18 protein-coding genes are annotated in these 25305 nt (G+C 58.7%); 9 read left to right on the top strand and 9 right to left on the bottom strand.

Going from position 1 to position 25305, the window contains the following annotated elements; all coding sequences use genetic code 11:
• The first annotated feature begins 85 nt into the window (after positions 1-85).
• The 4 genes from NCG89_RS11780 to NCG89_RS11765 all read left to right on the top strand — a co-directional run bounded on the left by NCG89_RS11780 (position 86) and on the right by NCG89_RS11765 (position 5074).
• Positions 86-976: a LysR family transcriptional regulator gene (locus tag NCG89_RS11780; RefSeq protein WP_251086736.1), complete on the top strand. Its 891-nt coding sequence runs from the start codon at positions 86-88 to the stop codon at positions 974-976.
• A gap of 146 nt (positions 977-1122) precedes the next feature.
• The gene (locus NCG89_RS11775) at positions 1123-1812 is read left to right on the top strand and encodes a hypothetical protein (RefSeq protein WP_251086735.1); all 690 of its coding nucleotides are present in this window, start codon (positions 1123-1125) and stop codon (positions 1810-1812) included.
• Positions 1813-2084: 272 nt separating this feature from the next.
• On the top strand, positions 2085-4325 hold the full coding sequence (locus NCG89_RS11770; RefSeq protein WP_251086734.1) for a TonB-dependent receptor: 2241 nt from the start codon (positions 2085-2087) through the stop codon (positions 4323-4325).
• Complete coding sequence (locus tag NCG89_RS11765) at positions 4322-5074, top strand: START domain-containing protein (protein ID WP_251086733.1); 753 nt, start codon at positions 4322-4324, stop codon at positions 5072-5074. The genes NCG89_RS11770 and NCG89_RS11765 overlap by 4 nt, the downstream gene beginning before the upstream one ends.
• A gap of 400 nt (positions 5075-5474) precedes the next feature.
• Here the strand turns inward: NCG89_RS11765 and NCG89_RS11760 are convergent, their stop codons facing one another.
• Entirely contained in the window at positions 5475-5927 is a 453-nt protein-coding gene (locus tag NCG89_RS11760) for a YaiI/YqxD family protein (protein ID WP_251086732.1), read from the bottom strand.
• Between the two features lie 153 nt (positions 5928-6080).
• Between NCG89_RS11760 and NCG89_RS11755 the strand changes: the two genes are divergently transcribed.
• The 3 genes from NCG89_RS11755 to NCG89_RS11745 all read left to right on the top strand — a co-directional run bounded on the left by NCG89_RS11755 (position 6081) and on the right by NCG89_RS11745 (position 12102).
• A complete protein-coding gene (locus NCG89_RS11755; RefSeq protein WP_251086731.1) occupies positions 6081-6806 on the top strand; it encodes an SDR family NAD(P)-dependent oxidoreductase in 726 nt (241 codons plus the stop codon).
• 323 nt (positions 6807-7129) lie between these two features.
• Complete coding sequence (locus NCG89_RS11750; RefSeq protein WP_251086730.1) at positions 7130-10825, top strand: ATP-binding protein; 3696 nt, start codon at positions 7130-7132, stop codon at positions 10823-10825.
• Positions 10826-10848: 23 nt separating this feature from the next.
• Entirely contained in the window at positions 10849-12102 is a 1254-nt protein-coding gene (locus NCG89_RS11745) for a methyltransferase (RefSeq protein WP_251086729.1), read from the top strand.
• A gap of 3 nt (positions 12103-12105) precedes the next feature.
• On the opposite strand, the gene NCG89_RS11740 is transcribed toward NCG89_RS11745, so the two are convergent.
• The 3 genes from NCG89_RS11740 to NCG89_RS11730 form a co-directional block, all read right to left on the bottom strand.
• On the bottom strand, positions 12106-12501 hold the full coding sequence (locus tag NCG89_RS11740; protein ID WP_251086728.1) for a putative signal transducing protein: 396 nt from the start codon (positions 12499-12501) through the stop codon (positions 12106-12108).
• 116 nt (positions 12502-12617) lie between these two features.
• Positions 12618-12905, bottom strand: a complete 288-nt coding sequence (locus NCG89_RS11735; protein WP_251086727.1) for an encapsulin-associated ferritin-like protein — start codon at positions 12903-12905, stop codon at positions 12618-12620.
• Between the two features lie 79 nt (positions 12906-12984).
• Entirely contained in the window at positions 12985-13377 is a 393-nt protein-coding gene (locus NCG89_RS11730; protein WP_251086726.1) for a carboxymuconolactone decarboxylase family protein, read from the bottom strand.
• A gap of 342 nt (positions 13378-13719) precedes the next feature.
• On the opposite strand from NCG89_RS11730, the gene NCG89_RS11725 reads away from it, so the two are divergent.
• Complete coding sequence (locus tag NCG89_RS11725; protein WP_251086725.1) at positions 13720-14496, top strand: tetratricopeptide repeat protein; 777 nt, start codon at positions 13720-13722, stop codon at positions 14494-14496.
• A 247-nt stretch (positions 14497-14743) separates the two neighbouring features.
• Here NCG89_RS11725 and NCG89_RS11720 read toward each other — a convergent pair whose 3' ends face one another.
• The 5 genes from NCG89_RS11720 to NCG89_RS11700 form a co-directional block, all read right to left on the bottom strand.
• Positions 14744-15418 carry a hypothetical protein gene (locus NCG89_RS11720; protein ID WP_251086724.1) on the bottom strand — a complete coding sequence of 225 codons (675 nt, stop codon included), beginning with the start codon at positions 15416-15418 and terminating at the stop codon, positions 14744-14746.
• Positions 15419-15887: 469 nt separating this feature from the next.
• Positions 15888-18047, bottom strand: a complete 2160-nt coding sequence (locus NCG89_RS11715; protein ID WP_251086723.1) for a hypothetical protein — start codon at positions 18045-18047, stop codon at positions 15888-15890.
• On the bottom strand, positions 18044-18553 hold the full coding sequence (locus NCG89_RS11710; RefSeq protein WP_251086722.1) for a hypothetical protein: 510 nt from the start codon (positions 18551-18553) through the stop codon (positions 18044-18046). Before NCG89_RS11710 ends, NCG89_RS11715 begins: the two co-directional genes overlap by 4 nt.
• A 9-nt stretch (positions 18554-18562) precedes the next feature.
• Positions 18563-22306, bottom strand: a complete 3744-nt coding sequence (locus NCG89_RS11705; protein WP_251086721.1) for a hypothetical protein — start codon at positions 22304-22306, stop codon at positions 18563-18565.
• Positions 22303-23622 (bottom strand): hypothetical protein, encoded by a 1320-nt coding sequence (locus NCG89_RS11700; RefSeq protein ID WP_251086720.1) that lies wholly within the window; start codon positions 23620-23622, stop codon positions 22303-22305. Before NCG89_RS11700 ends, NCG89_RS11705 begins: the two co-directional genes overlap by 4 nt.
• Before the next feature lie 461 nt (positions 23623-24083).
• Here NCG89_RS11700 and NCG89_RS11695 point away from each other — a divergent pair, with 461 nt between their 5' ends.
• The gene (locus NCG89_RS11695; protein ID WP_251086719.1) at positions 24084-25274 is read left to right on the top strand and encodes a class I SAM-dependent rRNA methyltransferase; all 1191 of its coding nucleotides are present in this window, start codon (positions 24084-24086) and stop codon (positions 25272-25274) included.
• Positions 25275-25305 lie beyond the last annotated feature (31 nt).

Raw genomic sequence — 25305 nt, 5'->3', positions numbered from 1 at the left:
TGACTGGTGAGTTAGGCATTTGACCACTTTGCCGCTATTCGGTCTAATGCCATTTCATGCCAAGGTATGCACAAAGCGAATACCAATGAATACCACCAAACTGCGCTATGCCATTGCCATTGATCACTACGGATCAATGAGCGCCGCCGCCCGTCAAGTGCATATCTCCCAGTCCAGCCTGACCAAGAGCATTGCCGAGCTGGAGCAGGAGCTGGGCTTCCCCCTGTTTGTCCGTCACTCCCGGGGCGTAACCGCCACCCCCGAGGGCCGACAGTTTATTGATCGGGCCAGCCGGATCGTGGCCGACTTTGACCGACTGCGCAGCGATGCCAAAGCCCGGCGCAACATTAAGGAATCGCTGTTACGAATTGTGGTTTGTCCGCCGCCGATGGTGACCCTGCTCAACCCAGCCCTCCCGGACACGTTGGCAAAGAACCCCGACGTGGAGGTGGAAGTGCTATCGGCGTCAACCGCCCGCGCGATCACCATGCTCCGGGCCGGCGATGTGGATTTGCTGGTCGGTCCCGAGCGCCCCATTGTTGGCGAGGGCGAATTCAAGGTCATTCCTTTGCCGCCCTTCTCGTCCTTTTTCTTCGCATCCCGCAGCCACCCCCTCAGTCGCAAGCGGCGCATCACTGCCGCTGACTTTAAGCCGTTCCCGCTGGTTCTGGTTGAGCGACAAGGCGCCAGCATCGAATTTGTGGACCGGCTGTTCGGCGGCCACCGTCTGCCACCCGATCAGAAGGTCCACACCGTTGGCCACTTTCCCCTCACCTGCGAGATCGTCGCCAAAACACCAGCCATTGGCCTGGCCGGCGAGGCTTATCGCACCAATAAGGAATTTCTGAAACGCTTTGCGGTGCTGCCCATCTCATTGGGACAGCCCTCCCGTGTTTGCGCCTGCTATCGACAGGGTGACGACCTCTCCGCCGTTGCCCGGGCGCTGATAAAGACAATGGGCGGCGCGCACAGTTAGTCAACACGGAAACAGCGCGAACTGCAGATTGAGGCAATCCACCGATATTAACATCAAGGTAAACCCGCCCAACGACCGGCGCCGTTATACTCACTGACTCATTACTCTGCTGTTGCGCCACCAGCACTCAATAACAGGCCACCTTCATGCGCGTACTTGCGATTGCTTTCACTCTGCTCAGTCTGTCCACACCCGGACTGGCTGACATCAATTTGGGCGCCAGCGTCTCCACCGCGGGTGTCGGCCTGGAACTGGGCTACCGCCATAGCGCTCTGTTCAACACCCGTGTTGGCGGTCTGTTCGGCAAAGTGCAGTTTGACACCGAAGGCGATAATACCAACGGTGTCGACGGCGACGAGCTGGAATATGAAAACGACATCAAATTGAAAAACGCTTATCTCATTGGAGATTGGTATCCCCGGGGTGATCGCTTCCGCCTCAGCATCGGCGCCTTTCTCAACAACAGCGACGCCCGTATCGTAACCCGATGCCGGGCCCTGAGTTTGATCTCCGGCTTTGAGACCTGCGAATTTGGCGACTCGGTATTTCTTCCCCTGGTGCTGGGAGAAATTCGCACCACGGTGGACTTCCAGCCAGTTTCACCCTATCTCGGTGTTGGCTGGGGGACCCGTCCCGAGAAAGGCATCAACTTCACCGCCGACCTGGGTGTGCTCTATCTCGGCGAAGCCGACGTCACCATGCGCTCCACCGGCATTTGCCAGAGTACCGATTTCTGCCGCGCAGAACTGAAAAAAGAAGAGCGGGAAATTCAGAAAGAGCTGGAAGAGTATCGCTTTCTGCCCATTCTGCGTCTTGGGGTCAATTATCAGTTCTGATCACGAGTGCGGCCTGATCAGTAACTTTCCACCGCAGAGGGCGGGCACCCATAAACACAGGAAAAAGCGCGGGGGAAAGCTCGCCCGCGCCGCCAGAATATAACCTCTGAAGTCATATAATGCGGAAGGCCTTGTCTGAAATGTAAGCCCTGATTACTCTCGACCGTGGGGTGGAGTCCACAAATTGAAAACTAACACTTAAGATCAGCCACGAAACTACGCTGGCTAGCGACTCCCAAAAATAAAAACAATCACCGACCTGGAGGGTTCTCATGGTGAAGAAAGGGACTGTACTAGGTATTGCTCTGGCATTGGTAAATGCCGGCCACGCACAAGATCAAACACCAACAAATGAAGCAGCACCCAAAAAACGCAGCAGTATTGTTGAAGAGGTGCTGGTTACCGCCACCAAACGCGAGGCCGACCTGCGCGACATTCCTCTCAGTATCGATGCCTTTACCGGCGACGCTCTGCGGGATATCGGCGCTGACAGTGTAGAGTCCATTGCCCGCTTTTCCTCCGGGGTTTCGGTTAGCCCCGGTCTCGACCCGGAAGCCGCCCAGGTCATTATCAGGGGCGTGTCCACCGATACCTTTTTCACCTTCTTTACCCGAACCTTCGGGCTGTTTTACGAAGATGTTTCCCTCGTTAACCCGTCCATCCTCGGCCCCCAGCCGAACGTGGACCCCTTCGATATGCGCACCGTGGAAATTCTGAAAGGCCCCCAAGGCACCCTGTTTGGTGGCTCCGCCCTGGCCGGCGCCATTCGCTACGTGCCTAACAAGCCCGATATGGAAGACAGCTACGGCAAGATTGCTGCCCAGGTCGGTGATCACGCCCGCAGCGAAAGCCAATCACACCGCTATGACCTGATGTGGAACCAGCCCCTCACCGACAACCTCGGTGTGCGGGTGGTGGGCAGCAAATCTGACCGCCCCGGTTACGTGAAGGATTTGCGCTCGGGAGAGGACGACATCAACTCCAGCGATGCCTCCCAGTTTCGCGGTATTGTGACCTGGGACGCCAGTGACAGTCTGAGCTTTACCCTGAATTACTTCCGCCGGGACACCCACCAGGACGACGGCGCCTTTGCCAACAATGACCAACGCCCGGAGCACAGCGAACGCTACTTTCCCGATGTGGTCGACTCCACCACCGAGATTTTGGTGGCCAGCGCTGACTGGGCCCTGGAGCCCTTCAGCATCAAGGCAATTGTCAGCAATATGGACAAAGAGTATCCCCAGCGCCTGGACTACTCCCAGTTTATTGGCACCTCCACCGCCGGCCTCGGGCTGTACGGCGACACCTTTGTTGAGTCGTCCCAGCCCACTGCCGAACTGCGAGTGGTGTCCAACGCCCCAACCGAATCGGATTGGTGGATTTTCGACGAATGGAGCTATGTCGCCGGTTACTTTTACGTGTTCAGCGACCAATTCCTGGAGCTGAACCTGGGCACCGCCGAGACCGGCAATGTCTTGCAAATTCTGGGCGATGTCGAAGCCACAGAACACGCGCTGTTCTTTGACCTGACCCGAACCCTCGGCGAGCGCTGGGAATTTGGCTTTGGCGGGCGCTACTTTGAGCAGACCACAGAAGCGGTGATGGTTACCGGCATCACCGCGGTAGACTCCCTGGTCACCGGCTCGCCGCTGGATATTCTCGAACCGGTTTTGACCAGCCTGCCGGTGGGCACAGAAGTGGAGCTGAGCCGCCGGGATGGCAAGATCAGTGAAACCGTGTTCAATCCCAAGTTCACCCTGCAGTGGCGCTTCACCGATCAAGTGTCCTTTTTCACCTCAGCAGTGCGGGGCTTCCGCTACGCCGGCGCCAACCAGAACCCAACCCTCGACCCCAACGTGCCGCTGTTCTTTGAATCGGACGATATCTGGAACTACGAGATCGGCACCCGCACAGAGTGGTTTGAGGGCGCTCTGCAGCTGGACCTGACGGCCTTTCTGTTGAAGTGGAAAGACTTGCAGGTGCAACAGCGGGACTACACCGGAGCCTTTGCCTACACCGATAACGTCGGCGGCGCAGAAAACAAGGGGCTGGAGTTCGCGATGAACATGCTGCTGCCCGGCGGCTTTGCGACCAAGCTCAATCTGTCCTACGTGGATGCCCGCACCACCACCTTCTTTGACGACTTCCAGGGCCCCGCGCCGGAGGGCACCGAACTGCCCGGCACCTCGCCCTTCTCAGGTTCGCTGCTACTGTTGTGGATGGGCGAAACCGGCCCGGCCCAAACCACCGCCACCCTGTCTTACACCTACCAGAACCGTAACTACAACAACCTGCCCCACACCTACGAGCACCCCGCACTGGGGCTGCTGGGCGCCAGTGTGAACATGCGTTTTTACAAACTGCCGGGGGAACCGGCGGTCAGCCTGGTAGGCAACAACCTGACCAACGAGTTTGAACCCGGCGTGGTGTTCGATACCCCGAATACCGGAGGGATACTGACCATCTTTAACCCGCCCCGGTCGGTAACCCTGGGTATCGAATTCTCGCTATGAAGCGCGTAGTGAAACCCAGTCGGAAATCACTTCCGCTGTTATACCTACGCTTGGGCGGCGGTTTTTCACCACTGACTACGCGGATCAGACGGGCCTTTTCCGTCGGTGTATTTTCCCTCGCGCTCGCTTCAATCATTACAGCAACACCCGCCTACAGCGCTGACTGGGAGCTGCGCCACGAAGACGACAACGTGCGGGTTTATCGTCGGGATGTGGCCGACACCAACATCGACGCCATCAAGATCGAAAGCCATTTTGATGCCGACATGGCCGCCGTCGCCGACCTGCTCAGCAACCCCGCTCGCCGCCAAAGCTGGGACGAGCTGTGCAAGGTCGCCCGCTGGGTAGTGCCGCCTGCCCAGCAAGGGCCACAACAGGACCTGCTGGGAACGCTCTATCTCTACTACGATATGCCCTGGCCAGTGAAGGACCGGGACATGGTCATGCAAACCCGCATCCAGCGCAGCGCCGAGCAGATTGTGATCCGCGGCGATGCGGTGACATTAGATGCCGAGGCCCCCAAGACCGTGTCCACAGGTGATGCCAAGCGCCTGAAAAACGCCTGGTACGAATGGCGCATCCAGGCCACTGAATCTGGCGGCAGCCAGGTCACCGCCACCATGTTTATGGACCCGGACGGCCCCATCCCCGCCTGGCTACTCAATCATTTATCAGTGACCCAGCCCAGCAAGAATATTGAAACCATGAAAGCGCTGTTAGATGCTTCGAAAAAAGCCCCTGATCAGTGATCAATTAACACTGATTGGATTGCACCTGCTCGCTGGCATTATTGCCCTCAGCCAGTGGACCCTTCCCTAACGGTCAGGGAACGACAAAGTCGATACAAGAGGTCCCCAGTTGGTCTCTGAGCGCAGCGAAGAGCCCACAAACAAAAGCACCGCACTCGATGCCGTACCGGTACCAATAGCGCAGTGCTCCCCGAACGCTGGTACCACCGACAGTGGCCCCTTCCCTGACGGTCAGGGAACGACAAAATGGAACCGTGCCGAGCCACATATACATCGCTGTTCTGCGTTCTGCGTTCTGCGTTCTGCGTTCTGCGTTCTGCGTTCTGCGTTCTGCGTTCTGCGTCTAGCGTCTAGCGTCTAGCGTCTAGCGTCTAGCGTCTAGCGTCCGACCCAAAAACCCTCACCCCTTCGGCAACCGCGCCAAATAACGATCCAGCTGATTGGCAAAAGCCTGCTTCTCGCGCTGGCCGTAGGCGGCGCTGCCGCCAGTGTGAACACCGCTGCTGCGCATGGTGTCCATAAAGTCGCGGATATTCAGTTTACTGCGCACGGTGTCGGCGGTGTAGAGCTCGCCCCGGGGGTTCAGGGCCAGAGCGCCCTTGGCAATCACCTCGGCGGCCAGGGGGATATCACTGGTAATGACCAGGTCGCCCTTTTCGGTGCGCCTGACAATTTCGTTGTCGGCCACATCAAAGCCCGAGCTGACCTGCAGGCTGCGAATATTGGCCACCGGCGGTACACGAACCATCTGGTTGGCCACGAAGGTGAGCGATACCCCGGTACGCTGGGCCGCCTTGAACAGAATCTCCCTTACCACCACCGGACAGGCATCGGCGTCCACCCAAATCTGCATCAACTCACTCTCCATAACACTGCCGCGCCAGCGCAACAGTCATCGTTTCTGGTGTTGGCGACGTACACCGCCGAGGCGGCAAAGTGTAACGCCTTTTAGGCATGGCTTCCCCTTTGCCGACTCCATGACCGCGGTTTCAACAGGAGACAAGCGATGCCTCACCCGCCAACAAATCTGGTTATCGGCGCCAGCGGCGCGATCGGCTCGGCCGTGGCCGCCGCGCTGGCTGCAACCTCACACCCGCTGATCACTGTCAGCCGCCAGCCAACGCTGGCCATACAGTTCGACGGCCCCCATCGGCACCTGCAATGCGATTACAGCAGCGAAGCGATTGCCCGCTGCGCTGCAAGTCTGAATCAGGCGGCACTGAGCCGGGTGGTGATCTGCAACGGTCGCCTGCACGACAACCCTATCTGGCCAGAGAAGCGCCTGGAGGAGCTCACCAGCGAAGCCATGCAAGCGCTGTTCACCAGTAATGCCGTGGTGCCCCTGCAGTGGTTGCAAGCTTTGCTGCCCGCCGCCAAAGGGAAACAGCCCTGTGTGATCGCGGCGCTCAGCGCCCGAATCGGCAGCATCGGCGACAATGGCCTGGGCGGCTGGTACAGCTACCGGATGTCCAAAGCCGCGCTCAATATGGGGTTGCAAACGGCAGCCATCGAATATGGTCGGCGGGCAAAGAATGCCCGACTGCTGGCCTTTCACCCCGGCACCACCGACAGCGCACTCTCTGCCCCCTTCCAGGCCTCGGTGCCTCCGGAGAAATTGTTCAGCCCCGACTTTGTCGCGCAGCAATTACTCCGCGCCATGACCGAGACCGAATCCCAGCCCCCCGGCGCGGCCCGCTTTGTAGACTGGCAGGGCAAAACCATTCCCTGGTGAGCGCGCCACGTGAGGGAGAACGGGTGAAGGCACGGCCACTCCATTCACCGCCCCCATAAAACCCCACCCCGGCGACAAGGCCTGCTTGCTACCTCACAACTCTCATTGCACGGGCAATGCCGATCTACGCCAAACGACGCAGGATCGATTAGGGACTATTACTGATAGTTTCAATAAGGGCCAAAATTTAGTCTGACGGAGCGGCTCCCCTTAAGTGGGCGGCCCCGTTGTGGCACCCACTTCTTGAGTTTCACCGGTTTGCGCCGCCAACCCCAATTTTCTAGAGGAACCCGAATGATCACCCCAAGGCCGTTGCCGACGCCATGAGCAAAGCGAGCAGAATCCACCACAATTTGCACGGTGAGGCCTGTCAACGGCTGGCCAATATCAACCGGGCAGAGAGAGTGGTTCTAGGATTAATTCTGTTTGCGGTGATTGCCGGCAGTATTTTTATCGATCACCTCGTGCGCCAGGACCACGTCAAACAACTTCGGCTCAGTGTCGCCAACGAAGTCAGTGTGCTGCGAGCCCAACTCGCGGGCAACATCCAAAGTAACGTGCATCTGCTGTGGGGCATGATTGGCGCCATCCAGCACGACCCCAACCTGGACCAGGAAGCCTTCGCCAAGCTGGCCGCTCCCCTGTTTACCAGCGAGAACCAACTGCGCAGCATCGGCGGCTCTCGAGATTTGATCCTGCGCTACATTTATCCGGTAAAGGGTAACGAGCGCGCCCTCGGGCTGAATTTTCGCGACAAGCCAGAGCAGCTCGTTGATGTCATGCGCGCCCACCAATCCGGCAGAATTTCCATTTCTCCCCCGCTTAAGTTGGTGCAAGGCGGCACCGGCATGATCGCCCGCATTCCGGTCTATATTAGCGATGACAACGGCAGCACTCTTTGGGGAACACTGTCTGCGGTGCTGGATATCGACAAACTATTTAGCGCCAGCGGCCTGCAGCCCCGGCAATCCGACCTGCAAGTCGCAATACAACGCATCACCGACGAAGGCGACAGCGTGGTCTTTTACGGTGATGCTGCGCTTTTCGATAGCGAGCGCGCGGCCGTCATCGACCAGGTCCGGCTGAGCCATGAAACCTGGAAACTGGCCGCCGTACCCAATGGCGGATGGCACTACGACCCCGCTGCGGTATGGGCCATCCGCCTCACCCTGCTCGCCGCCAGCCTGCTAATTGTGGTTCCGGTAGTGATGGTCGCCAGGCTGACCCGCCGGCAACGGGAAGAAGACCTGCTGCACAAAGGCTTGTTTGAAAACGCGCCCATCGGCATCGTATTGACCAAACTGGAGACGGGCAAGCCCTACCGCTGGAACAAGTCGGCGGAGGCCATGACCGGCTACAGCACCGAGGAGCTGGCCAGTCTCACCACCGATGACCTCATTCCCCGCGACCGCGTTGCCGAAATTGCCACCATCAACCGGATGATAAAAGATGCCGGGCATTTCGGCCCAATCGAGTATGAGCTGCTGCGTAAGGGCGGCAAGCACCTACCCATTGTGGTCAGCGGCGTACTCGTTCAAGACAACCAGGGCAGCTTGTACTCCTGCTCGATGATAGAGGACATCAGCGCCCGCAAAGCAGCAGAAAAGGCCCTGCTCGATCAGCAAAACATGCTGGAGGCCATGAGCGAGCAGGCCCGTATCGGTGCCTGGGAATATACCCCGGCCACCGACACCCTGTATTGGTCGAGCATGGCCAGAAAAATCTTTGACGAAGCGCCATCGGTAATGCCTTCCCTCGAGGTGGGCTTTAGCCATTTTCAGCACCTGGAGGACCGGCAAAAAATTCAGGCAATGTTGGAGCGCTCCATCGAAAACGGCACCCCCTTTCATGCCGAGGCGTTAATCCGGACCGCTCAGGGACGTGATCTCTGGGTGAAAGTCACCGGCCGGGCAGAGTTCGTTGACGGCACTTGCCGACGGGTTTATGGCTCACTCCAAGACATCGACGCCCGCAAACGCAGCGACCGTGAGCTGCTCTGGGCCAAGGAACAGGCCGAGGCGGCCACCCGCGCCAAAGGCGACTTCCTGGCGACCATGAGTCATGAAATCCGTACCCCCATGAACGGCCTGCTGGGGATGCTCGGCATGCTGGAAAAAGCCCCCCTGCGCCAGGAGCATGCCCACCAACTCAAAATCGCCAAATCGAGTGCCAACAGCCTGCTCAGCCTGATCAACGACATTTTGGATTTCTCCCGGGTGGATGCTGGCAAGCTGGAGCTGGAGCAACGCGACTTTGACTTGCGCCGGGCACTGGATGAGCGCTGTGAGGCAATGGCGATCATGGCCCAGGACAAGGGCCTGGACCTGGTCACCGACTTTCACGCCATCGATGTCGACCTGGTACACGGCGACGTCAATCGGGTACTACAAGTGGTGAGCAACCTGCTGACCAATGCCATCAAATTCACCCACGAAGGCGAAATTCTTATTCAGGGAAGCCTGGTAGACGACAGCAAACACCATATTTTTACCTGCTCGGTTACCGACTCCGGCCCCGGCGTCCCCGCCGATAAAATCAGCCAACTCTTCCAGCCCTTTACCCAGGTGGACGCCAGCACCACCCGTCGTTACGGCGGCACGGGCCTCGGCCTGGCCATCTGCAAAAACCTGTGCCGGGTGATGGGCGGCGATATTCGCGCCAATAGCGTGGTCGGCAAGGGCAGCTGTTTCAGCTTCCACCTGCGCCTGCAAAAATCGGAGAAAGCCCAGCCTCTGATGCCCACCCTGGCCGGGCCACCCCTGAGCGTGGTGATGGCCTGTCGCGGCCAGGCCCAGCACATCGCCGCCAAACACCAGCTGCACGATTGGGGTGTCGATTTTCAGGCAATGGAGCTGCGCGAACTGGAGTTTCGCCTGCGCGAATTACAACGAGACAAATCCGCGCCCGCCTGCCACCTGTTGATCATGGATTTTGTCGGCGAAAATCAGCAGCGCAACATCGCCGATATTCGCCACACCGGTGCCCTGCGCAATATACCCATTGTTGCCCTGACCGATATCCGCAGTAATGCGCGGGCGTCGTGCATGAATACCGGCTTTGACCTGGTGATGTCGCGCCCGCTGACCGGTGACAACTGGAGCACACTGCTCGCACTGGCCGAAGAATTTGCCAACGATCCCAACCAGCGCTGCTCATTGCCCAGCCAGGAGCTGCGCGCGCTGGAGCAGCCCACCGACGTCACCGTCTGGCCAAGTCACGCCCGGGTGCTGGTTGCCGAAGACAACGCCGTCAACCAGGAAGTCATGACCTGCTTACTGCAGGACATGGGGCTGGCCGTAGATATTGTCAGCGATGGCCGCCAGGCAATTCGGGCTCTGGAGAAGGCATCTAACGAGCAACCTTACTCGCTAATTCTGATGGATTGCCAAATGCCAGTGATGGACGGTTACCGGGCCAGTGCGGCCATTCGACACGGCTTGGCCGGCGAGCGTTATCGGGATATTCCCATCATCGCGGTTACCGCCAATGCCATGCAGAGTGACCCCGAGAAATGCGTTCAGGCGGGTATGACCGATTACATCAGCAAGCCCGTCGACCCCAAGGAATTGCGCAGCCGTCTGCAGCAATGGCTGACCCATGAGACCGAAGAGCAGGAGCCCAGCCAACGCCCGGCCGCCGAGGATGGCATTAACACCGTGTGGAAACGCGATGTGGCCCTGGAGAATGTGCTCGGCCAGGAAGCCACCCTGCGCAAACTGGTAGACCTGCTGCTCCAGCGGCTGCCAGACCTGGAGGATAAACTGATGCAGGCCTTTGCCGATGGCGACCGGGAACAGGTTCAGTTTTTTGCCCACTCTATCAAGGGCAGCGCGGGGCAGTTGCACTGCCCCAAACTCTTCGAGGCCGCTGCCGATATCGAACAAATGGCCGGAAAAAACAAACTCGATGCCGCCGCCGACCTGCAGGACTATCTGAGCGATTGCTGCCATGAACTGCTCGAGGTGTTACGCAAGGAAGTGGCCAGCGGCAACGCCGAGAGCGACAGCAAAACCGGGTGAGCCCGTCAGGCGCCCGCGCTACAATGCCGCATCGTCAGCGCCTTGCCATCGAGCCAATGCCCTCAATCACCCCCGCCCAAGCTCATCAGATCGACACGTTGCTGCTGCGGCATCAGGCGCTGTGGCGCAGCCATAGCTACGGCATTCACTGCCCGGACTGGTTGCCGGATCACCCAGAACTTACCCATCGGCTCCTGTCCCTGTCAGATCAGGTGGTACAGCAACTGCAAGCCGATGACAGCGCGCTGCTCGCCACCGCGGCCGATTGCTTCGCAGATGCCCAGCAGATCCAGGACATCATTCAGCCCTTTCAATGGCGGGATGCCCCGCTGCCCTCAGAAGAGCCGCCCAGCGGTATTCCCGGCAGAAAATGGCAACAGATTCGGCATTTCCTTGGTCGCGCAAGGTACCTCGAAAAAAACACGGAGCAGAAGTCTAACACCATTATAGAGTGGTGCAGTGGCAAGGCCCATTTGGGGCGCGCCGCGCACTCGCTCACCGGCCAGCCCGTGCTCGGGCTCGAAATCGACCCCGACTTAGTCGCCGCAGCAAACCGGCACTATGAGGGCACTGGCATCACCGTCGCCCAGTGCGATGTTCTCAGCGACGCGGTCCGGCAATACCTGACACCGCCGCCCACCACCATCCTGGCATTACATGCCTGCGGCGGCCTCCACCAACGGCTGCTGACCAGCACCAGCGAGCAGCAATGCCCCCACATTGTCCTTGCGCCTTGTTGTTATCACCGCTTCAACGCCGGTTACCGCGCTTTATCCTGCCCCTTGCGTGACAGCAATCTTCAACTAGAAAACCACGACCTGCGCAGCGCCGTGCGCCAAAGCTGCACTGCCCGGGCGGGCGAAATCCATCAACGACGTGAACTGCAAGCCGGCCAGCTGGCGTTCAGAGTCTTATTACAAGACAACGGCCTTGATCCCGCCATGCCCCTTCCCAGCCTCAAACACCCAGGCCGCTCAAAAGTGCAGGAAGGTGACGATCTGGCAGGGCTGTTTGACACCTACGCGCAGCGCAAAGACATCACCCCCCGTCTGCGGCGCGCCCAGGAAGACTACCGGGCGCTCGGGCAATCGTTACTGGCCCGGGCCGAACGCCTGGAGCTGGCCAGAATGCTGTTTAGACGACTACTGGAATTGCGCTGCGTGTTCGATAGCGCCTTGTATTTGCAGGAGAGGGGTTATCAATGCGCGGTAGAGGCCTTTTGCCCACCCGGTCTCAGCCCCCGAAATTTGCTTATCAGCGCAACAAAAAGCCCTTAACCGCTAGGGCGACTCCAGGTGACCACAGTCGCTGCACTTGCGCGTGTTCTTCACCGGAAACAGCGGAAAATCCAACCCCAGAAATACTAAAAAAGCCCAGCGTCGCCCCCGCTGAAACGGCGCCACATTCTCACTGCCACAGCGGGCACAACGTGCCGGCGCTGTTCCCTGCTCCGCATCCACCTCCGCCGACAAGTCCTCCGCGAGAACCTCGCGGGCCCGGGCTTCATAAGCCGAGGGCACCTGAAGCCGAACCCCGCCCAGCGCATTGGAAAACAGCCACTGCATATTGATGGTCTGTTCATCGGCCACAAACGCGGGAATGCCCTCCGCATCCAGACGCGCCCGGGCGATCTGGGCTTCATAGGGAAATGAAAATCTTGCGACTGTCGTCAACATACCCGCCTCGCCCAACATCACCCAACATCGCCCGGCAGCCCCAACGGCTCCCGGCGCAATACGGCCCGCCCACTTATGGGCGGCAACTGCCGCCCATCACACCGGTTTAGACCGGTTCAATCGTGGGCAATTTTCTTATCGGTAAACAGGTAATCTTTCAGCTCGTCGTTCAAGGTCGGGTCGCGGCGACGAATCCATTCCAGCACCATGGCGGCGTGCTCTTTTTCCTCATCCCGGTTGTGTTTCAGAATCGCTTTCAGCTCTTCATCCTTGCAGGCATCCATGCGCTGGTTGTACCAATCTACCGCTTCTAATTCTTCCATCAGCGACGTAATGGCACGGTGCATATCCCGCGTTTCATCAGTCAACTCGTCAATCGGCTCGTGATAACCCTCGTTTGCCATAATTGCCTCTCCTGTTTTTGTCAGACAGTTTCCTCAGACTACCCCTGCCGCCGAAAGTTTGCACGCCAAGCACTTCAGCCTAGCCCTGTTCTGCCTGCCACTCTTCAATGGCCTCCTTGGCAGAGCGAAAGGCCTCGATCCCCGACGGCATGCCGCAATACACCGTAGAGTGCAGCAGCACCTCCTGAATCTCCTCCACCGAGCAGCCATTGCGCAGCGCGCCGCGCACATGGCCTTTTAACTCCGTTGACGCTTTCAACGCCGCCAGGGTGGCAATGGTGATCAGACTGCGGGTCTGCCGCGACAAGCCATCCCTCACCCAGGTCTCGCCCCAGGCATTGGCCGTCACCATTTCTTGCAAAGGCATGGTGAAATCCGTGGCCGCGTTCAGCGCCTTGTCCACAAAGGCATCGCCCATTACCTCTCGGCGAACTGCCAAACCTTGCTGGTACTTCTGATTGTTACTGCTCATGGTGCCTCCAATTATCGATTACGGTTTATAGGCCCACCGCGCACTAAGCCCGGTGTGCATTTTCCAATGACCTCCGCAAGCACGCCAGCAAGCAGGCTTACCCGGGTCCGACGCGACCTCAGCAGCCAACGCCGATAGCTGAACGCAATTCGCGAATCCATCTGACAAGAGTTGCTTTTATGGTGACCATTCCCAATCATAGCGACGACAATAAAAGGAGAAAAAGGTATGGACACCCCGGCAGGGCATAACATCAGCGCAGGGTTTATGCGCAGATCGAATCGTCGTCAAAGCGTCACAGCACTATGTCTTTTAATCTTGCCTTTGCTGTTGGCGCTACTATTGCCAACGCGGGGACATGCTCAGGAGCCCACCCCGGAGCAGCTTCGGCAAGCCGTTCAATTCCACATGGAGGCGGCCAAGCAAGGCGATGCCAACGCCCAGCTGATGGTCTCCCAGGCTTACTGGAACGGCTGGGGTGTGTCCCAGCACCATGACATTGCCATTCGCTGGCTCAAGAAATCCGCTGACCAAAACTATCCCCCTGCCCTGACCGACTATGGCCATCGCTTACTCACCGGAACCGGGGTCACTACCAATATCAATGAAGGGCTCGCCCTGCTCGACAAAGCCTCGGCTGCCGGTTTCGCTCATGCCAAAGTGGTGCTGGGGGCCTACTACCTCAACCTCACCCTTGACCACCAAGTCGTCGATGCCAGCAAAGGCGAACAATACCTGCGCGAGGCCGTCGCCTTGGGCGACTCCAACGCCATGATGTACCTCGGCGTAATGTACCTGTTGGGGGTAGAGCCGGGCGCCAACCTAAACGCCCCGGTCCAGACGGATAAAGCCCTGCACTGGCTGACCAAATCCGCCGAAGCCCTGAACCTCAATGCCATGCTCACCCTTGGCCGCTTCTACCAGGAACCCGGCTTTCAGCAGCAGAACGCCGAGCGTGCCTACTTCTGGTTTTATCTGGTCAAACAGATTACGGGCAGCGTGGCCGATGGCCTGGTCAGAGCCGAGCTCAGCTTGAGTAAGGCAAAGCGGGCTAAAGTGCTGGATGAGGTTGAGGCTTGGCTTAAGGTGCGGGAGAGTCTGGTTCAGGCGGGTGAATAGGGTCTAAATAACACTAACGTCAGAAATTTCGCGCAAATTGTCATTCCCGCGAAAGCGGGAATCTAGGTTTGTCGGATTTTATCGTTGCTGGATCCCCGCCTTCGCGGGGATGACCCTTTTTGGGCGAGAGCCTGATTTAAGCAAAATATGCTGGATTTTAAGGGAAAATCTACAGCCTCAACGCAGCCAGCAGGGGCCGAAAAACCAGAGCGAAGCGGCGGTTTTTTGGTCCCTCTGGCTGGCTTTGTTATGAGTGCAGGTTAAGAACAATTTTTTTGCACTCGTTAAATAGTGGTTTTGCTTTATCCGGTATTTCTAAGAATGGGCTAAATTTACTGTCCAACGTCCTTATAGGATTGTGCATTTGTCCAACGAGAAAATCCATCTCCATGCACATTAGATATAGAGCGCGTAGCGAATTTTCGAAGTCAGCTTTAAACGCTACATCTCTTTTCTCGAGGCTCTCTGCCAACTTCGGATCTGACGGGCTAAACTCTTTTGACTTATTATGAACCAACTTATTGCGTGCTGAAATAAGCTTCTTAAGAGAGCCAAACGCTGGGCCAGATTTATCAATTGTTTGTCCACATACAAGTTTTGGAATAACCACCCACTTGGAAATCACATCCATACTATGAAGATGCTTCTCGCTATAGCTGTCGCCCAATTGAATTCCAGAGTAATTGTTAATTGCAGCCTCTACACAAAGAGCAGAGAAGATAATTGCTTTAACGGCGTGCTCTGTTGCCTTATAAGACAACTCTGCCTTTTCGCCTTCGTGCATGCCAGAATCATCAATGGCTTCAACTTCTAGGCATTTGACATATTCATCTTGAGCAATATCAAAGTAAACAAAATGCAATCCGCCAATCCTCGAGTGAGAATCCCTCGGATGCTCAACATATATATGTTCACCTTTCAATTGGCACTCCTTTACTCATAACATTCGAATAACAAGCGCGCTCGCTTTCTCGGCGAGCAAACCGTTAGAAATCTGCCTAACACTTTGCTGTTCATAGAATTATTGCTACCACGCAGCTTAGCCGCGTTTCGACAAATCGTGCATGCACGATTTGTGAGATAACGAGATCTCCATATTTATTTCGTCACTGTCCCATGTGATTGATAACGCGGCACTTTGGCACAGTTGCTTTCAGCAAACCGGGCATGCCTGACCGACAAACCGAGCATAGATCGTCAGCCGAAATAAATATACCGCAAAACGAGAGTCACGATGGGGACGAGGCGCCGAGCAAACCGAAGGCCTCGCAAAGTACGGCGGGATGCTCGAAGAGGCTTAGGATAACGGAGGTTGCGCCCGCCACTCGCCCGAATTGAATACACATTTTTACGCGCAAGCTCCGGTCTCGGCGGGCAACCAACCCAAGGCGCTAGCGCAGCGCCTCAAGACTCCACAGGGTATCCTGCACCGGGCCAAAATTTTGCTGCCGCTGCAGTTCCATGCGCACTTGGCCATCGAGGCGGCGGGGAATGCCGAAGCGCAGAGTGCCGGCATCGGTATACCACTCGTCGATGCGGATCAGTTTTTCCTGATTGATATCCGTGATGAAGCTGTTGTCGAAGCGGCCTTCTTCGTAGGTCATATCCGGCTTGCCGTAGCGGCGAATCAGCCGGTCGCGCACTTTATCGTAGCTGCGCCGCGCGCTGTCGGTATTGCCGATATCGTCAAATTCAATCACCAGGGTTGAGCCCAGCAGAGAGTTGCCCTGCTCGTTAAGGGCTAACCGCTGACGCAGGTCGATGCTGTCCAGCCAGCGCAATTCAAACACCCGGAGATTGCCTTGTTTGATGCCGCTTTCCGGCTTGATGCCACTGTTGGTCAGGGCCCGGTAGGCATTGCCCAAAGGCGCCCAGGCTTCCAGGCCAAACACGTCGCTGCGCACCGGACCGGTGGCCACGGCACTGGCGTACTGGGGTTTGCCCGGCAGGCTGTCCTGATCAAAGGAGAATGTCCAGAAAGCCACCACCCGGCTGGCCCGGGTGTCGTCGGCCATAGAAACATTGCGCTCATACCACTGGGCCTCAATGCCAAAGGTGTTGCGGCCGTAACGGTAGCGGTAATCGATGGAGAGGTTTTCTACCACGTTGTCGGCAGCACCCACCACATCAAAATCCTGGCGTTGGTAGCCGTAGTAAAACCCCAGTTCATGAGCCATATTGCGGGCCCGCAATGACAGCGTCGGTCGCCATTGATCACCTTCGTTGACGCCGTTGCTGGTGAGATAACGAACACCGGGGCTGATATAGATCTGCGTGTTTCGCCAGCGCAGGCTGCGGTCGGCGCTGATCTGGTACTGGGAGTCAATCACATCGGCGTCAGCGGCGGTCTGATCGTCGCTGTGGCGATAGAACCACTCCACCCGCCCAAACCACACTGGATTCATCGCACCACTCAGCCTGGCAGTGACAATCTGGTTTTCCAGATCGGTGAGGCCACCATCGACTTCGACGGTTTGCTGATAGGCGTCCACATAGGTGTTGAGTGCTTTGCCCTTCCATTTAAGCGGCCCACTGAGGGTAAGCCCCTGGGTGTTGGTCTCAGTGGTGGTGGCGGAGTCGTAGCCATCCTCATAACGTTGCACCCGGCCCCGCAGCCCGAGGCCGTTACTGAACCGCCACCCCAGATAGCTTTCTGTGCTGCGCTGGTCGCCCGGCACCACGGCGCCGCTGGGCAAATAATCCTTGTCGTATTGCTGGCCCCGGAGGCTGTAGGTCAAGGGCATGGCGGCCAGCTCGCCCAAGACCTCAACAAAGACCCCCATCCCGCTTTTGTTGGTTTCTGGCGCGCTGGTGAAGGAGCCGCTGTGGTCGCCCTCCAGCCAGCCAATTTCGGAGTTCAGGGTCAGGGCTTGGCCCGGCAGGGCAAAGCGACGCTCGGCACTGACCGACAGCACATCCTGACTGATACCGGGGATGCCGGTGGCGGTGTCGGTATCCCGCGTGTTGTGCACATAGTTGACCAGATAGCGGCCACCCTCGCCCAGATCACTCGCCCAGGACACCCCGGTGAAATAGTCTTCACCCAGGCTTAAATCCCGCCAGTTAAATTCGTATTCGCCCGCCAGCATCACCAGCGAGTGCAATGCACCCGGATCATCAAAGCGCGGTTGCAACTCAACCTGCACACCCTTGAGGGAACGCTGCAGCGTCAGGTAGCTGAAGTGAGCCAGAAAATCACCGCCCTGCACCCGGAAGGGAATATCGGCATCGCCCTTGTCGTGGCGCAGATTCATTCGTTCGGGGATAAACCCCTGATCAGCAGCGCGATAGGCCGAGTCATTGGCCACACCGTAAAACTGAAAGCGGGTTTGCTCGTAGGTCGAATGGCGATACTGACCGTGGGCGTTCAGTTGGTAGTACTGCTGATCCCCCTCAATGGGATAGGGACTGGCTGCGGCGGCGCCATCGGTATCGTAGCTTTCCAGAAACACACCGCTGCTGCCTTGATATTGCCATTCACCGGCAACAGCGAGAACCGGGAACGCGGCGAATGCTACCGAGCGTGGCAGCCAGATTCGTTGATTTTTCATGGCGCCAGCTCTTCTGAAATTTCCAGCACAAATTCATTCACCCCGGGCAGGCGGATAAAACCTGACGGGCTCTGGTATTCGAGTTGGGTAGACACCGTGGCCGACACAATACTGACCCGACGGGCGGGCTCGCCGTTTTCGGCCGGGCGCTTGAATTGCTTGAGGGTTTGCACGCCCTGCACCGACAGCAGTCGCAGGGTGGCATCCCGGGGCACCACCACATCCATGCTTTCCATCAACCGCTGACCATCGCGAAAGGACTCCGCCAGATCTTGCTGCATCTCTGGTGTATTCCAGCGAGACAGCAGTCCTTCCACCTGCTGGGTCACCAGCGCGACGGGAACAGGCTGGTAGTCAGGCCCCGAGGCGTGGTCGTGGCCATGGTCGTGATGGTGCACATGGGGTCCGATAATGGCCTCTACCTCGCGGCTGCCGTGCCCTGCATAGGCAGCTGAAGAGGAAAGTACCAGCGCGGCTAAAATCACCTTGAAGGCGTCGTTATTCATGATGGCCTCCTATTGGGCTGACGGGCATTGACTGGCAGGCACATTGAACTCCACACCCACCTCACCAAAGCCGCACTCCGAGGGCCTGGGGTCGAACACCAGCACGTTCTGACAGCTGAACGCGCCGCTGAAGGCATGGTAGTGGTCGCCGGGGCAGGCATCGGGCGGCGAGACCACCAGGCGACTGACCGGAATCAGCTCGCTGCCCAAGCGGACTACCGAGATCATCGGCCCGCCACCACCGGAACCGCCACCGGTCGAGGGCGGCTGGGTAGGGCCCGGCGTAAAGAATCGACTTTGGTTATTGCTGTCGGGTATCAGCGGGTCCCGGGTATTCCAGCCGTTGTTGCCGGTCTGGGGCAGTACAATCAGAATTTTGGTGGTCACTCCACCCTCGCCCGGGGGTAATGAAATGAAGGGGCCGTCGCCAGTTTCTGGGCGGCTGTCCGGCGGCGCCAGGGTAATGAACATGCCGGGCACCGACGGCGGGAAGGGGCCGCCAATACCGATGGCGTATTCGGTGTCTCCCGAGCCGTCTTCACCCGGCGCCATGCCCACACTACCACCCGTTACCGGGCGCCTCGGTCCCGGTGGTAGCCCGGTGGCCGGATCAATGCCTTCGCCAAAGAAATTCAGCGGCGAGGGGCTCTCCAGCCCCGCTGGCGTGGCGCCATTGTTAAAGGCTGCCAGGGCACCTCGCAGCCATTGTTCGGCTGCCTCATCACCGAGTTTTTCCCGGATCATTTCCATAATCCGCAGAAACTTGTAATCCCAGAACAGCATATTCCAGGGCATGTACCCGCCGGGACCATAGATTTCTTTCAGGCCATCCAGCGCATCGGCGTATTCTTGCAATTCATCCAACCGGGCCCGGTTAATACCGCGCTCGGGGCTTAGTACAATGGGGCCATCTCCGCCGGTGACGGGGCGCTTTAATTCAGGTACATCAATAGGCGTAGTGGGCCGGGCAACGCCGGGCACCTCAATGCCGTTCATGGGGTTAAAGGGGAAGGCCGTAGCGCGCTCTGCGTCGGTGGCAGAGCCTCCCAACAAATTCAGGGTCTGATAATTCTTGAGCTTGTCGGGGTCGGTCACACCCTGGTTGAGGATGCGGTTGAGTTCATCCCAATCCACCAGGTCATCGAACAATTCAGCCAGGTTGCCGTGATGCACGCCGCGGCTATGCATGTTGTTGCCGCCCCAGGATTCGGGCGTAAATTTTGACGGTAAGCCCATTTCGTCAGCCAGCCGCTGGGGGTCATCAATCGCGTTTTGCATGCGCCGGGCCGCGTCGGCGTCCATGCCTTTCATGGGCACAATGCCACCTGGGTCAACCACCACCAGGCGCAGGCTGCCATCGGGATTTTCGGCAAAGGTGTAGTTGTCGGCTTTGTTGTCGAGCCAGACATAACCCTTGGAATTCAGCGCTTCCATGCCCTTGTGGTAGGCATCGAGCTGGGCCGGTGTCATGCCGCCATCGGGACCGTGTAACTCGGGGCTGTCCCGATAGGAACGGGGCGCTTCATCTACCACCCGCACTCCGCCGCCTTTCAGGTCTTCAAATTTAGGGTCAGCGGCATCGCCAAAGTTATAGACAGTGTCGCTGTTGATGGTCTGGCGGCTGTGCAGGCTCGGCACTTCAATCACTTTGCCGTCGGGGTCGATATTGCGAATGACGTCATAACCGAAATCGTCCAGCGCACCCTCGCCACCCTTGGTGACTTTCAGCACCCGGCCATCGGGCAGTTTGTAGGCGGCGGAGCTGGAGCCGGCGCCCAGCTTATTGTCGAGCACTGTGGTATTGCCGTTGGCATCAACCAGCGTTAACTGGGAGCCGTCAGCATTACTGCGCACCGACACCGGCGTCCCAAAGTCTGGCGCCATATTGTCGAGCTGGGTCGGTGCAAACCCTGGCGTCGCGGCGCCACCGGGTACCACGGAGCTGCCCGGTGGCAGGTCGAGAAACTCATCCCAGCCCCGGGACATGCCGGGATTCAGGTCATCGAGCCGGTTAATGGCCTGGGCCAGTTCATCGCCCTTCAGAAAATCCTTGGCAAAGCCAAATACCCCGCCCAGCAATTTATCGGTGGGGTCGAGAATGGTAATGGCGCCGTAGCCGGTGTACTCCATGGCGCGGTTGTTGTCGCCCCGGCCTGCTAACTTCTCGGCGCCCCGCTCGAGCTGTCCTGCTGCGGTATTGATGCCCGTCAGCAGCTTGTCGGCCATGGCCACCGTGCCGATGCCCTCATCAAAATAAATGGCATCGGCGACGGCCAGGCCTTCGTGCAGTGCATCAACACGACTGGTGCCGAGCACGGTGGGTTTGGTGGCAGTCCAATATCCGGTCGCGAGCTGGGTGGCTTCAGCCAGCGTGATGCCCGCTTCCTTGGCAAACACCGCCAGGTCGACCACCGCATCTTTGCCGCCGCGCGCCACCCCTTTCAGGTAGGAGCCAAACCGGGTGACCATTGCCTGGCGGTCTGCCAGCGCAGAGAAGTCCCCCGTGGTTATGCCGGTGTAGAAATCCCGGGCATTACCGGCAATATCGGTGGCCTTGGCGATATCCTGGGCATTACCCACCACTACATCGGTGCCAAACTCGAGGTAGGCCGAACCGCTGAGGGGGTCGGTAAAGATGCTCACGTGCTGGGTGTTGTTGCCGGCACCGGCCGCCACCGCATCCGCCGATTGGGCTGCACTGCTGACCGCCGCCTGATCGACGTAACTGACTTGATCCGGATCGCGACCTTCGCTGCGCGCCCGACGACGTAGATCAAACTCCAGATCGTAGGTGCTGGTGGGGCCAATGCCATCCTGGCGATTCTGCTCGTACACCCGCTCCAGATCGCGGCGATAGCCACCGAGCTCGGTCTCCATGCCCCGCTTCCACATATTGTGGGTTTCCAGCAGCTGGGTCTGCTGGCCTTCGAGCAGGTCGACCAGATCACTGTTGCCCTGCTGTTCGGCGGTCTGAATCTGCTGGGTCAGGTCAGCATTGGCCTGGCGAAACTTGGCCTGACCGGCATTGAACTGGGCCTGCTGGGTTTCATACTGCTGATACACCGGCGTAAGGGCGTCCAGACGCTGGCCTTCGGCGGCCTCCAGACGCTCTGGCGTGACCTTGGCAATCTGCACCTGCAGGGCGTGGGCGTTGCCTTCTGCCGAAGCGATGCTGGTGGTCAGGGCGGTGCGACTGGCATCAAAATTAGTTCTGGCCTGGGCAAGCTGCCGTTCGGCGGCGGCGATCTCCGCCTCTTTCACTGTTTCGAGATTGGATTGAACAAAAAACCGCTCCACCGGGTTGCGGCTGGCGTTGTAGGTTTCCAGGTCTTTCTTGGCCCGCTCCAACCGGGCAGCGGCATTCTGTACTGCCTGCTGATTGGTTTGCAGTTGGGCGGAATAGGTTTCCACCTGCGTCTTATAGAACTCGTTGGACTCTCGCAGGCGGCCGATCAGCGCCCGGGTTTCACTGTCGACGCGCTGTTGCTCTGCTGCTCGCTCGGCAGCAACCCGCTGAGCCCTTGCACTGGGCTGACGCGCCGGCTCTGGTGCAGGCCGGGGAATGGCTAATTCGGGTGGCGCCCGGTCTGGCACGCCAACGGGTTTATCGCTAAGAGCGGCACGGGACGCCGCCTCTAATTCGGCCTGAGTAAGCTGTGCCTGCGCGGGTAGCGCCAGGGCAATTAGGCCAATACCAAACAACCAGGGTGAGACGCAAGCCAACGGCTTGCGGGCGACACGATGCAGGATCATTTGGCAGCCCTCCCCTTGAGCTCATCCACTTGGCGTTTGATCATCAACAGCTCATTGCTGCCCATGGACTGGATTGTTTCTTTGGAGGGCATCCAGCTCAGCGCCTTCGGGTGGGTCGCTACCAGTGGGGCGATCTCTTCGCGCCATTGGCCGGCGGTTTGTTGAATAGCCTGCCGACAGCCCGTGGCCATGTCTTTTTCCAAAAAGGTGGGCTTCTGCCAAGCGCGGCCACAATCGCCCCCAGCCGGGGGCGGGGGCACCGGTGCACTGCGAGCGGCGAGCTGGCCGCGCAGCGCGTCTTTGCGCTGCGCCAGTTCTGGGCCTGTCAGACGGCGAATCTGCGCGGCAGCCTGCTCATCCTCACCGGCCTGGCGAGCCAGTGACAATGTCGCCTCCCGCAGGGGCTCAACGCAGGCTGGCGTCGGGCCGGCCAGACCTGCACTACCCTCCCAGAAGGCGGCGCAGGGATTGGCCGCAGGCGTGTGACTTTCCCAGCGCGCGGCGTATTCACCGCTTGTGTTGTCGCCGGAGCCGGGGTTGCCCGTCTGGGCGCTGGCCCGGGCCTTCATCAGCAAAAGCTGGTCAATCGACGCCGAGGGAATATCAATCGCCGAGAGCCACAGCCAGCCTTGGGGATCGTTCTGGGTGTAGGGGGCGAGAATTCGCTTCACAAACTCGTCGGCGTAACCGCGCATTTTCAAAGTGCAATCTTCATCCCCCAGATTGGCGGGAGGCTCGCCAATGTTCCAATACACCCGGCAGACATCGGTCCGGTGAATTTCTTCGGGCCCGCTGTCCGGTTCGGGGGGGCGAAAGTGCATATGACCGCTGGCCACATACTCAACCCGGCTGGCCGAGCAGGTTTCGTGGCCCGCAAAGGTCAACACCACTGAACCGCTCACCGAGCCGAAATTGGGCTGGTGAATGGTGGGCGGAGGCATCTGCCCCGGCGGTACAAAAAAGGGCGGCACCGGCACATGCCCCCAACCGGGCTCCCCGGGCAATCCGGTCATCAGCGGCGGTGGCGGCTCAGGCGGCAACTGCACCATCCCGCTGACCAGAACCTTGTCTTCCGCCGGGACATTAACGCTGTTCTGAATGGTCAGGTAAGGCAGGTCGACGACCTGGATCTGGATGGTTTCTGCGCTTTTGCAGGTGTTGTGGGCTTCGAGATAGACCGGGAATTTCGCCCCGTAGAATTGTTCGCCCCAGGGCCAGGGATCCGCGACGACGACTGCCGCCGACGAGCTAATCCCTAAGCCAAAGATCAGGCGCGGCAAAATGCGACGCCAAGGGCGGAGTGCTCCCCCTTGCATGCTGATACCCTCGTACGGTCCGTGGTCAGCGCCCAGGCGACGCCGTTTCAACAAATCCTGTGATTTGTTTATTACTCAGTTTTGCTGGTAATACCGCGTCCAACAGTGCCGCTATTCTGCGGTCTTTTTATGCAAGGCACCTCTGATTGATTCGGCGATAGCTCAGGCGTCGTACCGCTCATCAAGGAGAGTCACCCTTGACCTTCGCGCTGCTCCTTGCCAGTGCGCGCCAAAGGCTCCGCTGAACCATTGCCGAATCAATCAGAGGTGCCTTAATACAAGTTAATTAAACACCACTAAATCACAGTGTCAAACCAAAAGCCGACTGCCAAGCCGCCGCCATTCCCAGCAAACCACGCCGAGACTGAGCAACCACGCGGGCTGGCTCCCAGTAGATTTGCCCCGGCCAAATCGCGGATAATGCCGCCCTCACTCCCCCCGCGATAGTTCTGGACTCCACTATGTCACTCCCCATTCTCCGGCTGGCCAAAAATGAAGAACGGCGCTTGCGCAGCGGCCACCTGTGGATCTACAGCAATGAGGTCGACAAACAGGCCTCGCCGCTCAAATCCTTTACCCCGGGCGAGCAGGTACTGGTGGAATCCAGCCAGGGCAAAACCATGGGGGTGGCCTATGTAAACCCCCAGTCGCTCATCTGCGCTCGCCTGTTATCGTCGGGCAGTGCCGAGTTTGACCGGCCCCAGCTGATTGCTCGTATCCGCAATGCACTGGCGCTGCGCGAACAGTTGTTTGCCCACCCCTGCTATCGATTGATCTACGGTGAAAGCGATCTGCTGCCCGGGCTGGTGGTAGACCGCTTTGGCGATCATCTTTCGGTGCAGCTCAACACGGCGGGCATGGAGGCCATGAAAGACAGGGTGATTGAGGCGCTCATCAAAGTGCTGTCCCCCAAGTCTATTTTGCTGCGCAATGATGCTGGAGTTCGCCAGCTGGAGGGCTTGCCCTCGGAGGTGCTCAACGCCTATGGCGAGGTGCCCGAGACCGTTGAGCTGATTGAGAACGGCGTGCGCTTTCTCGCCCCGCTGGCCAGCGGTCAGAAAACGGGTTGGTTTTATGACCAGCGCCCCAATCGGGAATGGCTGCGGCCCTTAGTGCCCGGCAAGCGGGTGCTGGACGTGTTCAGTTATGTCGGCAGCTTTGGTGTGCAGGCGGCCAGCTTCGGCGCCGCCGATGTGGTGTGCAGCGATATCTCCGCCAAGGCCCTGGATATGGTCCACGAAAACGCCACCCTCAACGGCGTTGCCGACAAGGTCAGCAGCATTGAAGGGGATGCCTTCACCGCGATGAAATCATTGAAAGAAGCCGACGAGCGCTTTGATGTGATCATTGTTGACCCACCCGCCTTTATAAAACGCAAAAAAGATCAGAAAGAAGGCATCCTCGCCTACCGGCGCATTTACGAACTGGCAATGCGTTTGCTGAACAACGGCGGGTATTTGATTTCAGGCTCGTGCTCCATGCATATGCCCCGGGAGGAGCTGCTGGAAGTAATTCGCGCCGGCTCCCGACACATTGATCGCCACGCCCAGATTCTGGCCGAGGGCATGCAGGGGGCCGATCACCCGGTGCACCCCGCCATTCCCGAGACCCGCTACCTCAAGGCCGTGCTGAGTCGCATCAGCCACAGCTAGCCATTGCCAGTCGTTTGGCGCGGTGAGCACC

Origin of the sequence: Spongiibacter taiwanensis, from assembly GCF_023702635.1 — a bacterium.
Classification (GTDB): domain Bacteria; phylum Pseudomonadota; class Gammaproteobacteria; order Pseudomonadales; family Spongiibacteraceae; genus Spongiibacter; species Spongiibacter taiwanensis.
This window is presented reverse-complemented; position numbering and strand designations above follow the sequence as displayed.